This window comes from Pantoea sp. SGAir0180 (assembly GCF_043546245.1).
Genome location: NZ_CP028071.1, coordinates 264460 through 277882 on the forward strand (window position 1 = coordinate 264460; position 13423 = coordinate 277882).

Below are 13423 nucleotides of genomic sequence, written 5' to 3' on the forward strand. Positions count from 1 at the left end.
AGGCTTCAAATGCGATACGCGGTAGAGTGAGTACCGTCTGCCATCGCCATGCCGTTTAGTGTTTCCACAGGAGTTTGCATGTTTCACGTTTATCACTCTAATCAGCTTGATCTGCTCAAAAGTCTGGCAGCGAGAGTGATTAAACTGGATCCGCTTGACGATCCCTTTGCGTCAGAAATGGTGCTGGTGCAAAGCCCGGGGATGGCGCAGTGGTTGCAGATGGAACTGGCGCGCACCTTTGGCATTGCGGCAAATATCGAATTCCCGCTCCCGGCCAGCTTTATCTGGGAAATGTTTGTGCGCGTCCTGCCAGACATTCCGCCGGAGAGCGCCTTCAGCAAAGCCAGCATGAGCTGGAAACTGATGCATCGTTTACCCACGTTGCTGCTGCAGGACGAGTTTGCCTCACTGCGCCATTATCTGAGTGACGACGGAGACAGGCGCAAACTTTTTCAGCTCAGCGCCCGCATTGCCGACCTGTTTGACCAGTATCTGGTTTACCGCGCGGACTGGCTTAACAGCTGGGAACGCGGTCAACAGATCGAGGGCCTGGGAGAGGCGCAGGTGTGGCAGGCCGCGTTGTGGCGTGATTTAGTCGACTATACCGACGCGCTGGGCCAGCCCAAATGGCATCGTGCCAACCTCTATGCGCGCTTTATTACCACGCTTGAGCAGGCACAAACCCGACCTGATAACCTGCCGCAGCGGGTGTTTATCTGTGGTATTTCAGCGCTGCCGCCGGTCTATTTACAGGCGTTGCAGGCGCTGGGGCGGCACGTTGATATCTATCTGCTGTTTACCAATCCCTGCCGTGATTACTGGGGCGATATTCAGGACTATGCGTTTCTGGCGAAGCTACAAAGCCGCCAGCGGCGGCGTCATGACCGGGAAGAATATCGCGGTTTATTCAGTGATGTGGCGCGCGCGCCAGCCCTGTTTAGTGAGCAAGGGGAACAACATCTGACTAACCCGCTGCTGGCCTCCTGGGGCAAGTTAGGCCGCGATAACCTCTTCCTGCTCAGCCAGATGGAGCTGAACAGCGAAATCGATGCGTTTGTTGACGTCGAAGAAGACAACCTGCTGCACTGCATGCAGCACGATCTTCTTAATCTGCAGGACAGGGCAATCATTGGCCTGACGGCGGATGAACTGGCTTACAGTGGGCAGAAACGGCGGCTGGACCCGCAGGATCGCTCTGTTGCCATCCAGGTTTGCCACAGTGCGCAGCGCGAAGTTGAAGTGCTACAGGATCATCTTCTGGCATTGATGGAAGCCGATCCTGAGCTGAAAGCGCGGGATATTATCGTCATGGTGGCCGATATTGACGCTTACGCGCCTTTTATTCAGGCCGTGTTTGCAAACGCCCCGGCAGAACGCTATCTGCCGTTTGCCATTTCTGACCGTCGTGCCAGTCAGGCGCATCCTGCTATCGTCGCGTTTCTGCAATTACTGTCACTGCCGGACAGCCGGTTTGTCTCTGAAGATGTGCTGGCGCTGCTGGATGTCCCGGCCTTAGCGAATCACTTCTCGATTGACGAAAGCGGCCTGCGTCTGTTGCGCCGCTGGGTCAGCGAATCAGGCGTGCGCTGGGGGCTGGATGATGCCAGTGTGGAAGCGCTGGCTCTGCCGGTCACCGGTCAGCATACCTGGCGCTTTGGTTTGCAACGTATGCTGCTGGGATATGCAATGGAAAGCCAGCATGGCGACTGGCAAGGTATTCTGCCTTATGACGAATCAAGTGGGCTGGTCGCCGAACTGGCGGGCCATCTGGCCGAACTGCTGTCCCGGCTTAATCACTGGCGACAGGTCTTATCGGAGCCGCGCCCGCTGGAGGCCTGGCTGCCGCTGTGTCGCGAACTGCTGAATGCCTTTTTTACACCGGATACCGAAACAGAAGCGGCATTGCTGCTGGTGGAAGAGCAGTGGAAGACGCTGATTGAGTACGGTATGGACGCGCGTTTCAATGAGGCGATTCCGGTCGTGCTCCTGCGCGACGATCTGCGTGGGCGGCTGGATCAGCAGCGGATCAGTCAACGCTTTCTGGCCGGGCAAATCAATTTTTGTACCCTGATGCCGATGCGCTCGATTCCCTTCAGCGTGGTGTGCTTACTGGGGATGAACGACGGCGTTTATCCGCGCACCTTAGCGCCGCTGGGGTTTGACCTGATGCAGCAGCAGTCGCGCAAAGGTGACCGTAGCCGTCGTGATGACGACCGCTATCTGTTTCTGGAAGCCCTGATTTCCGCTCAGCAACAGCTCTATATCAGCTATATTGGCCGCGCTATTCAGGACAATACCGAACGTTACCCTTCGGTGCTGGTCACCGAATTGCTGGAGTATATCGGGCAAAGTTTTTACCTGCCTGGCGACGAGGACAGGGAACTGGATGACAGCGCACAGCGGGTACGGGCACACCTGGAACATTTACACAGCCGGATGCCGTTTGCGCCGGAAAACTTCCAGCCTGCGTCAGCGGCACACAGCTTTGCTCGTGAATGGCTGCCTGCCGCGCAGGGCACCGGTCAGCCCCAGCCTGATTTTGTTCAGCCGCTGAGCACACCACCTGTAGAGACATTAGCCTTCGAACAGTTTCTGCGCTTCTGGCGTCATCCGGTTCGGGCCTGGTTTCAGCAGCGCCTGGGGGTCAATTTCTGGCTTGAAGAAAATGAACTGCCCGACAGTGAACCCTTTGCTCTGGACAGCCTGGAGCGCTATCAAATCAATGCGCAGCTACTGAATGCGCTGGTAACAGGAGAGGACACCGATCGCCTTTATGCCCATCACCGCGCCGCCGGCAATTTACCTTATGGGGCGTTTGGCGAGCTGTTCTGGCAGGCTCAGCGCGAAGAGATGCAGGAGGTGGCCGCAGAGGTGATCACTCAGCGCAGTGAGGGTGAAAGTCGGGAGATCAATCTGGCACTGGCGGGCGTCACATTAACCGGCTGGTTAACCCAGGTGCAGAGCGATGGCCTGCTGCGTTGGCGACCGGGTGTGCTGAATATCAATGACGGTTTATTACTGTGGCTGGAACATTTAGTTTATTGTGCACTGGGTGGCGACGGTAAAAGTCGGATGTTTGGCCGACAGCACAGCTACTGGTGCTTCCCTGCCGTGCCGCCGGATGAGGCGACTGATGCGCTGGCGCGCTATATGCAAGGCTATCTGCAGGGCATGCGCGAGCCTTTGATGTTGCTGACCAAAAGCGGTGGTGCCTGGCTTAATGCGTGTTTTGACAAGAAAAATCATCAGTTTATGACAGATGAGGCGACACAGCTCAAAGCCCGTAACGCTCTGCTTGCCGCCTGGGTCGGCGGTTACCAACAGGAAGGTGAGGGAAGCGATCCCTACCTGCAACGGTTATGCAGGGCACTGGATGAACCCCGGATACAGCAGATAACCGACGCGGCTGAATGCTGGTATTTACCGGTACTCCAGGCGCATCAGGACGACCGGTAAGCGACCGCTGCCGGGTAATGAAAACATCAAAAAGTTTGTTGTACTTTCAGCCGTTAATGCGCTCGCAACGCGGCTTTTGGGTAACGTAAGAGGTTTTACATGCGCACACATGCACGCTTGATCGCCGCCATTCTGCTGGGCTTACTGGCGCTGGCGGTACAAGCCGAAACCGGCGCCGGCTGGCAGCCTGTCAACACGCCCATCGGGAAAAGCGAACAGGATCCGCGTCAGTATCAGGCCATCACGCTGAATAATGGCATGACGGTGCTGTTGGTTTCAGATACTCAGGCGCCGAAATCCCTTGCTGCGCTGACATTGCCCATTGGCTCACTGGATGATCCCGCGCAGCAGCCCGGCCTGGCGCACTACCTTGAACATATGGTGCTGATGGGCTCAACGCGTTACCCACAGCCTGACAGCCTTGCCGATTTTCTCAAGAAACACGGTGGCAGCCATAATGCCAGCACCGCCTCCTATCGCACGGCTTATTACCTCGAAGTCGAAAACGATGCGCTTGAGCCTGCCGTCGATCGTCTGGCCGACGCGATTGCCGAACCCTTACTGGATCCGGTCAATGCCGATCGGGAACGCCATGCGGTCAATGCGGAGTTGACCATGGCACGGTCCCGTGACGGTTTGCGCATGGGACAGGTCGGGGCTGAGACGATTAACCCGGCGCACCCGGCCGCGCATTTTTACGGCGGCAATCTGGATACCCTGCGTGATAAGCCCGGCAGTAATCTGCATCAGGCGCTGCTGGACTTTTACCACACGCACTATTCAGCCAATCTGATGAAGGCGGTGATCTACAGTAATAAACCGCTGGCAGAGATGGCGACCATCGCCGTGAATACGTTTGGGCGCGTGGCTAACCACAATGCCAGCGTTCCCGCGATTACCGAGCCGGTCGTCACGGAAGACCAGCAGGGCATCATTATTCACTATGTGCCGGCGCAGCCGCGTAAGCAGTTAAAAATCGAGTTCCGTATACCGAATAACAGTGACCGCTTTCGCAGTAAAACGGACACGCTTATCAGCTATGTCATTGGTAACCGCAGCCCCAATACGCTGGCCGACTGGCTGCAAAAACAGGGCCTGGCCGACGGCGTCAGCGCGGGGGCCGATCCGGTGACCGAGCGCACCAGCGGCGTGTTCTCCATCAGCGTGTCATTAACGGACAAAGGTCTGGCACAACGTGATGAGGTCGTCGCGGCTGTTTTTAGCTATCTCGCGATGCTGCGCAAAAACGGTATCGACCAACGCTATTTCGATGAAGTTTCGCATGTGCTGGCGCTGGACTTCCGTTATCCGTCAATCACCCGCGACATGGACTACATCGAGTGGCTGGCGGATACGATGCTGCGTGTCCCGGTTGAGCACACGCTGGATGCGCCTTATCTGGCCGATCGCTACGATCCCGCGGCTATCAATGCTCGTCTGGAAAGCATGACGCCAGCGCAGGCGCGAATCTGGTACATCAGCCCGCAGGAACCGCATAACAAGCTGGCCTATTTTGTGAATGCGCCTTATCAGGTTGATAAGATAACGGCCCAGACGTTGACGCAATGGCAACAGCGTGGCCAGGCGATTCAGCTCGCCATGCCGCGCTTAAATCCCTACATTCCCGATGCGTTTACCCTGGTGTCGACTGACAAAACCTACCGTCATCCGGTTAAGCTCGACAATGATTTCGGGATGCGTATTTACTGGATGCCAAGCCAGTTCTATTCCAGCGAGCCAAAGGCCAGCATCACCGTCGCGCTGCGAAATCAGCAGGCGATCAGTGATGCGCGTCAGCAGGTACTGTTCGGCCTGAATGATTATCTGGCAAGCCTGGCGCTGGATGAACTGAGTTCCCAGGCGTCTATTGGCGGCATCAGTTTTTCAACCAGCGAAAACGATGGTCTGGTCTTTAATGCCAGCGGCTTCACACAACGCCTGCCTGACCTGCTTAAGCAGTTAGTTAATCGCTACAGCACTTTTCAGCCCAGCGAGGCACAGCTACAACAGGCCAAATCCTGGTATCTGGAGCGTCTGGATGCCGCAGAGAAAGGAAAAGCCTTCGAGCAGGCGATCCAGCCTATGCAGCTCTTATCCCAGCTGCCTTACACGCAGCGAGACACGCGCCGTAAGCTGGTCAAGGGGATTACACTGAATGATGTCGTGGCCTATCGCGATGCCTTAATTAAAAATGCCACGCCAGAAATGATGGTGATCGGTAACCTGAGTGCTGACAGTGTGACGCAACTGGGACGCGAGCTGAAACAGCAGATGCAGTGCGACGGTACGCACTACTGGCACAGCAATTACCTCAGTGTCGAAAAGCCGCTTAAGGCGAATCTGGAGCAGCACGGCAGCAGTACGGACTCTGCGCTGGCGGCGCTCTATATTCCCCTGGGTTATGACGAATACCAGAGTATGGCCAACAGCGCGATGCTCAGTCAGATTGTCCAGCCGTGGTTCTATAACCAACTGCGTACCGAGGAGCAGTTAGGTTATGCCGTGTTTGCGTTCAGGATGCCGGTAGGGCGTCAGTGGGGGATTGGCTTTCTGCTGCAAAGTAACAGTAAGCCACCCGCTTATCTGATGCAGCGCTATCAGGCGTTTTATCCCCAGGCGGAACACCGCCTGCGCTCGATGAGTCAGGCCGATTTTGTGCAGTATCAGCAGGCCATGATCAACGATTTGAAACAGCGTCCACAAACGCTGAATGAAGAGGCCGATCGTTACAGCCGCGATTTTGATCGGCAGAATTACGATTTTGATACCCGACAAAAGTTGATGGAGCAGGTTCAACAGCTTACCCCTGCCGGACTGGCGGACTTCTTTCACCAGGCCGTCATGCAGAAAAAAGGCATGGCAATGACCTCTCAAATCGCCGGTAGCGGTGAGCATAACATCGCGTTCGCACCGTTACCGGGCTGGCGGACCTGGCCAGAAATCGCCAAATTACAGCAGTCTTTGCCGGTCAAGAGTGAAACACCATGACGGCGTCCAGACCTGAACCGTTAAACCCCCTAACGCTGCCCCTCAACGGCGAGCGGTTAATTGAAGCCTCAGCGGGCACCGGTAAAACCTTTACGATTGGTCTGCTCTACCTGCGTTTGTTATTAGGGCTGGGGGGCGAGAACGCCTGGCGCAGGCCGCTGTCAGTCGAAGAGATCCTGGTGGTGACTTTTACAGAAGCCGCCACGGCGGAGCTGCGCGGTCGTATTCGTGACAATATTCATCAGCTTCGGCTCGCCTGCGTGCGGGGTAAAAGCCATAACACCATGCACCAACAGCTGATTGAGCAGATAGCGGATTTGCCCCAGGCGGCCTCGCTGCTGCTGGCGGCTGAGCGGCAAATGGATGAAGCGGCGATTTTTACCATTCATGGTTTTTGCCAGCGCATGCTCAACCTGAATGCCTTTGAGTCAGGCATGTTGTTCGAGCAGGAACTCATCGAAAACGAACAAACATTACTCCGCCAGGCCGCGGCGGATTTCTGGCGTCGCCAGTGTTATCCCCTGTCACTGGATGTGGCCCGGGTGATCGCGGCGGAGTGGAGCGGCCCGGACAGTTTGTTGACGACGTTACGGCCCTGGCTGCAGGGGGAATCCCCCAGGCTGAAGCGCCCGCCTCGCGCAGACGAAACGCTGGCATCACGTCATACCGCTAACCTGCAACGCATCCAGGCCCTCAAGCAGCAGTGGCAGACTGTCTGTGCCGATATCGAAGGGATGATCGCGGCTTCCGGCGTCGACAAACGCAGCTACAGCAGTAAGCACTTACCTAACTGGGTGGCGAAAGTGACTCAGTGGGCACAGAGCGATACGCTGGATTACCAGTTTCCTAAAGAGCTTGAACGCTTTGGCCAGCAGGTGCTGCACGAAAAAACCAAAAAGGGCGAGGCACCGCAACATGCGCTGTTCGATGCCGTCGATGGCTTTCTTGCCGAACCGCTGACGCTCCGCGATATCATCATCTGGCAGGCGCTGAGCGAGGTGAAAGAAACGGTGCAGCGGGAAAAACGGCAGCGTGCCTTGCTGGGATTTGACGATCTGTTAAGTCGTCTGGATGAAGCGCTTCAGCAGCCGGGCGGGGCGTTGCTGGCCGAAACCATTCGTGGCCGTTTCCCGGTGGCCCTGATTGACGAGTTTCAGGATACCGACCCGCAACAGTACCGAATCTTCCGTACGCTGTATATTCAACAGCCGGATGTGGCGTTGCTGCTCATTGGCGATCCCAAGCAGGCGATCTATGCGTTTCGCGGCGCAGATATTTTTACCTACTTACGCGCCCGTAGTGAAGTTAGTGCTCACTATACGCTGGAGACGAACTGGCGCTCATCGCCCGCGATGGTGAACAGCGTCAACCGCCTGTTTTCACAGGTTGACGCACCCTTTTTATTTTCTTCCATTCCGTTTCTTCCGGTCAGCCCGGCCGCCCCGAATCAGGCGTTAACGCTGGTTTACCATGATCAGCCCCAGCCAGCCTTGCGCTTCTGGCTCCAGCCGGGCGAAGGTGTTGGAGTAAGTGATTACCAACAATTTATGGCCCAGCAGTGTGCGGCCGATATCAGCCGCTGGCTGGTGGCCGGTCAGCAGGGCAAGGCGCGGTTAGGGAAAGGCGATGCACTGCAGCCGGTTAAGGCCTCGGATATCACCGTACTGGTGCGTAGCCGCAATGAAGCCAGTCTGATTCGTGACGCGCTGAATAAGCTGGCCATTCCGTCGGTCTATCTTTCCAGCCGCGACAGCGTTTATACCACGCCTGAAGCGCGCGAGCTGTTATGGCTGTTGCAGGCGGTGCAGTCACCTGAACAGGAGCGACTGCTGCGTAGCGCGCTGGCCACGTCCATCTTTGCTATCGATGCCGCCCAACTTGATGCGCTGGCGCAAAACGAACGTGAGTGGGATGCGCTGGTAGAGCAGTTTGTCAGCTGGCAGCAGATCTGGCAGCAACGTGGCGTACTGCCCATGTTGCGCGATGTAACGATTAAACGGCAACTGGCGGAAAATATGCTGGCTTCCGAAAATGGCGAGCGGCGCTTAACCGATCTGATGCATCTGGGCGAATTACTGCAGGAAGCGGCAACGCAGCTCGACAGCACGCATGCTCTGGTGCGTTTCCTGGCACAGCAAATTGCCCGCCCTGACAGCCAGGCCGCCAGTCAGCAGCTGCGTCTGGAAAGCGACCGCCATCTGGTGCAGATCGTCACGATTCACAAATCCAAAGGCCTGCAGTATCCGCTGGTCTGGCTGCCGTTTGCGGCCGGATTTCGCGAAGCGGCCAGCGCCCTGTATCACGACCGTGAAAGTTTTGCTGCCATGCTCGACGTACAGGGCGATGCACAGAGCCTGACGCTGGCGGAAGAGGAGCGACTGGCCGAGGATTTACGGCTGCTCTATGTCGCGCTGACGCGCTCGGTTTACCACTGCAGCGTGGGTATTGCGCCCCTAATCAAAGGCGCGCGTAAAAAAGAGGGCGACAGCGATCTGCATAAGAGCGCGCTGGGCTACCTGGTACAGCGCGGTGAGAGCGGCGATGCCGCCGTGCTCAGTCACCATCTTGAGGCGCTCGCAGGCGAAGGGATTGAGGTGATACGGAGCGAGCTGCAGCCCGGCGCGAAGTGGCAGGACAGCGAACACCGCGAGAACGCGCTGAGCAGTCGGGAAATGACCCGAGCGCTGGCGGACAGTTGGCGCGTCACCAGTTACTCCGGATTACAACAGCACGGCAGTTCCCCCCTGCTGGATGCTTTGCCGAAATTCGATATTGATGCTGCTGGTGAAGCGGCTGAGGATGAAGAGCCCTTGTTAACGCCGCACCACTTCCCCCGCGGTGCGGCTCCCGGCACGTTTCTGCACGGGCTGTTTGAGGCCATGGATTTCACTGAGCCGCCGGACGCATTCTGGCTGGAGGATCAGCTTCAGCAACAGGGCTATTCCCTGAACTGGCTGCCCGTGATTGAGCAGTGGATCGCCCGCGTACTGACCACGCCGCTCAATAAAGACGGCTTAACCCTGGACAGCATCCGCAGCGCTGATCGGCTGATTGAGATGGAGTTTTACCTGCCGATCAACCGCCTGCTGACGGCTGCCGATCTGGATGCGCTGATGCGCCGGTACGATCCACTGTCGCAGCGCGCTGCCGCGCTGGATTTCCGTCAGGTGAGAGGCATGTTAAAAGGGTTTATTGATTTGGTATTTCGCTGGCAGGGAAAATATTATCTGCTGGATTACAAATCGAACTGGCTGGGTGACAGCCATACCGCGTATACGCAGGAGGCGATGGCGCAGGCCATGATCGACCATCGCTATGACCTGCAATATCAGCTGTACACACTGGCGCTGCACCGGTATCTGCAGCACCGCCTGGCGGGCTATGATTACCAACAGCATTTTGGCGGCGTCTTTTATGTATTCCTGCGCGGTGTGGATGGCACCTCTGCCGATAACGGCATCTTTACCACTCGTCCCGATCCCGCCTTTATTGAGGAACTGGATGCATTGTTTGGTCATACAGAGGAGAGTTTATGAGTGATATAAACGCCTTGCTGCTTCAGGCAGTCGAAAAGCGTTTACTGCGTCCTCTGGATATTCAGTTTGCCCGCCTGATTGCAGATGAGACGCAACCCTTTCGGTTGCTGGCAGCGGCCTGTGTGAGTGCCGACGCGGGCGAAGGACATGTCTGCCTGCCGCTGGCTAACCTGAATGAGGCTGGGCTGTTCTCCGGTCGTCAGCACGCACTGGCGCAGGCATTGTGGCAGGCCGCAGGCGCGCCCGATGAAGCAGAGCGGCATGCACAGCTGGCCAGTTGGTCAGCGGTGAGCGATGGCCGCGTTGTGACGCCCCTGGTGCTGAGTCACCAGCGTTTATACCTGCACCGGCTCTGGCAAAGTGAAGGCCAGGTTGCCCGGTTTTTCTCATTGCAGCCGGATAGCGGGACGTTTGATTCGCAACAGGCACGAGATGTTCTGCAGACGTTATTTGGCCGTCAGCCTGACGACTGGCAAAAAATTGCTGCTGCGGTGGCACTGACCCGTAAAACCGCCGTTATTTCAGGCGGACCCGGTACCGGCAAAACCACGACGGTGGCGAAATTGCTGGCGGCGCTGATTCGCCTGAATCCCGAACCTCTGCGCATACAGCTGGCGGCACCGACAGGGAAAGCGGCAGCCCGTCTGACCGAATCCCTGGGAAAAGCCCTGCAGGGACTGGCGGTGGACGATGACGAGCGTGCGCGTTTTCCTGCTGAAGCGACCACGCTGCATCGCCTGCTTGGCGCACAGCCTGACTCGCAGCGCATGCGCTACCATGCGGGTAACCCGTTACACCTGGATGTGCTGGTGGTTGATGAAGCGTCGATGGTTGATCTGACAATGATGGCAAAACTGATTTCCGCCTTGCCGCCTCACGCCAGAGTGGTATTTCTGGGCGATCGCGATCAGCTGGCTTCGGTTGAAGCCGGAGCGGTGTTGGGGGACATTTGTCGTTGCAGCGAAACCGGCTTCAGTCCGGCGCGCGCCGCACAACTGGTGACGCTTACCGAATGTGCGCTTACGGGCAGCGATGACGATACCGCGCCTGCCGTTCGCGACAGCATTTGTCTGCTCCGCCAGAGTTACCGCTTTGACGAAAAGTCCGGTATTGGCCAGCTTGCCCGCACCGTCAACCAGGGCGATGCGCGTCAGATGAGTAAGGTGTTCGCCGCCGGACATGCTGACCTGTCTTTTCAGCCGCTGAATGACGGTGAGGCATATCAGACCATGCTGAACGAGGTGGCGCAGGGCTATCAGGACTATCTGGATGCCGTTCAGCGTCAGGCTGCGCCAGAACAGGCCATTGCGGCATTTAGCCGTTATCAGCTCCTGTGTGCCCTGCGTGAAGGGCCATTTGGTGTGCACGGATTAAATCAGCGCATCGAACAGCGTCTGATGCAGCTGCAGCGCATCCGGCGTCCTGCACTGGGCAGCCGCTGGTATCCGGGACGTCCGGTGATGATCACCCGCAACGACAGTGCCCTGGGGCTGTTTAACGGCGATATCGGGATTACGTTGCGTGATGCTGAAGGGCAACTCAGGGTGTTTTTTCCGTTGCCAGACGGCAGCGTGAAAGCGATTCAGCCCAGCCGTTTGCCGTCTCATGAAACGGCATGGGTGATGACGGTGCACAAGTCGCAGGGTTCAGAATTTGATCATACCGCGCTGGTCATGCCGACGCAGTTTTTGCCGGTCCTGACCCGTGAACTGGTTTACACGGCCATTACCCGTGCACGCAAACAACTGACCCTTTACAGCGATCGCGCGATATTTGAACGGGCAGTCCAGCTGCAGACGCAGCGGCGAAGTGGCCTGGTGGAAAGGCTGGGGGCGGAAACGCAGGGATAACAGGTCGGGCGGCGGGATGGCCGCCCGGCTGCCATCAGGTTAAATCGGCCATCAGCACCTTGGAACGGCGCTGGTAGTTGTACATCTCTTTCTTACTCTCCGGCAGCGACTCGATATCCACCGGCGTGAAGCCGCGCTCCTGGAACCAGTGGATACTGCGTGTGGTTAACACAAACAGTTTTTCCAGCCCCATCTGCTTCGCCTGAAGTGCAACGCGTTGCAGCAGCAGCTCTCCGCGTGAGGAGCTGCGGTAATCCGGATGGACCGCAACGCACGCCATTTCGCCAATCTTTTCATCCATAAACGGATAGAGCGCGGCGCAGGCGATGGTCAGGTTATCCCGCTGAATGATGGTGAATTTGTCGATCTCCATTTCCAGCTGTTCGCGTGAACGGCGTACCAGAATCCCTTGCTGTTCCAGCGGACGAATCAGCTCCAGAATGCCACCGATGTCGTTGATCGTGGCCCGACGAATCTGCTCGGCGGACTCCATGACAATCTGCGTACCAATGCCGTCGCGCGAGAAGAGTTCCTGTAACAGGGCGCCGTCTTCCTGATAGCTGATCAGATGGCTGCGACGGACGCCGCTGCGACAGGCTTTAACGGCGCCACGCAGAAAGCGCACCGTGCCAGACAGAAAATCGCCATCGCGTTCCATTTCATCAATGCGTGCCTGAGCGTCATTGGGAAATAACTCCGAGACAATGTTGCCTTCACGATCGATTACGCCCTGTTCCGAGCAGAAGCCAATCATTTTTTCTGCTTTAAGCTTAATTGCCAGCTGCGTGGCCACTTCTTCAGAAGTCAGGTTAAAACTTTCACCGGTCACTGACACGGCCACCGGACCCAGCAGCACAATGGCATCGTTGTCGAGCTGGCGGTGAATAGCCTCTTCATCGATACGACGAATGCGACCGCTGTGACAGTAATCGACGCCGTCATCTACGCCGAGCGGCTGGGCAATGATAAAGTTGCCGCTCACCACGTTGATATGCGCGCCCTGTAACGGAGTGTTATTCAGGCTCATGGAAAGGCGGGCGGTAATATCCAACTGAAGACGGCCTGCGGCCTGCTTTACCAGCTCCAGTGACTGCGCGTCGGTCACGCGGGTATATTTGTGGTAAGCCGGTTCCAGCTGGTTTGCGGCGAGGCTGGCATCAATCTGCGGACGTGCGCCGTACACGACGACTAAACGAATGCCAAGGCTGTGAAGCAGGCCAATATCGTTGACGATGCTGGAGAAATTTTCATGCTCAATGGCCTCACCGCCAAGCATGATGACAAATGTCTTATCCCGATGCGCATTGATATAGGGAACGGTATGGCGAAAACCCTGAACCAGTTCAGTACTACGTTCCTTCACGGCTAACCCTCAGTGAATGTTTATTCGTATTTTCTGTATTTTTATGCCTTTGGCGGCCATTTTGCAAGCGCTAATCCTGACGTTTATTTACGTTTTTTCAGGTGATAACGCCGCTAACAGACTGCATTATTTAGAGTTTCCGGGGTGACATCGTCAGCCGGATTGGATAAAGTTTTCGCCGCCATTTTATTTGGTTGCCGTTTTTTTAAACACGATATAACAGCTGGAGT

Annotated in this window: 5 protein-coding genes; 4 read left to right on the forward strand and 1 reads right to left on the reverse strand. The window is 56.8% G+C overall.

Going from position 1 to position 13423, the window contains the following annotated elements:
• The first annotated feature begins 78 nt into the window (after positions 1-78).
• The 4 genes from recC to recD all read left to right on the forward strand — a co-directional run bounded on the left by recC (position 79) and on the right by recD (position 11830).
• Positions 79-3456 (forward strand): exodeoxyribonuclease V subunit gamma, encoded by a 3378-nt coding sequence (recC, locus tag C1N58_RS01335; protein ID WP_054687109.1) that lies wholly within the window; start codon positions 79-81, stop codon positions 3454-3456.
• A gap of 99 nt (positions 3457-3555) precedes the next feature.
• Complete coding sequence (gene ptrA, locus C1N58_RS01340; protein WP_394564507.1) at positions 3556-6444, forward strand: pitrilysin; 2889 nt, start codon at positions 3556-3558, stop codon at positions 6442-6444.
• On the forward strand, positions 6441-9980 hold the full coding sequence (gene recB, locus C1N58_RS01345) for an exodeoxyribonuclease V subunit beta (protein WP_394564508.1): 3540 nt from the start codon (positions 6441-6443) through the stop codon (positions 9978-9980). The genes ptrA and recB overlap by 4 nt, the downstream gene beginning before the upstream one ends.
• A complete protein-coding gene (gene recD / locus C1N58_RS01350) occupies positions 9977-11830 on the forward strand; it encodes an exodeoxyribonuclease V subunit alpha (RefSeq protein ID WP_054633220.1) in 1854 nt (617 codons plus the stop codon). Before recB ends, recD begins: the two co-directional genes overlap by 4 nt.
• 34 nt (positions 11831-11864) lie before the next feature.
• On the opposite strand, the gene argA is transcribed toward recD, so the two are convergent.
• Positions 11865-13193, reverse strand: coding sequence for an amino-acid N-acetyltransferase (gene argA / locus C1N58_RS01355; protein WP_033739589.1), 1329 nt, complete (start codon positions 13191-13193; stop codon positions 11865-11867).
• Positions 13194-13423 lie beyond the last annotated feature (230 nt).

Coding starts and splice junctions, on each gene's coding strand:
- recB (WP_394564508.1), top strand. CDS start 6,441: ATGACGGCGTCCAGACCTGAACCGTTAAACCCCCTAACGCTGCCCCTC.
- recD (WP_054633220.1), top strand. CDS start 9,977: ATGAGTGATATAAACGCCTTGCTGCTTCAGGCAGTCGAAAAGCGTTTA.
- recC (WP_054687109.1), top strand. CDS start 79: ATGTTTCACGTTTATCACTCTAATCAGCTTGATCTGCTCAAAAGTCTG.
- ptrA (WP_394564507.1), top strand. CDS start 3,556: ATGCGCACACATGCACGCTTGATCGCCGCCATTCTGCTGGGCTTACTG.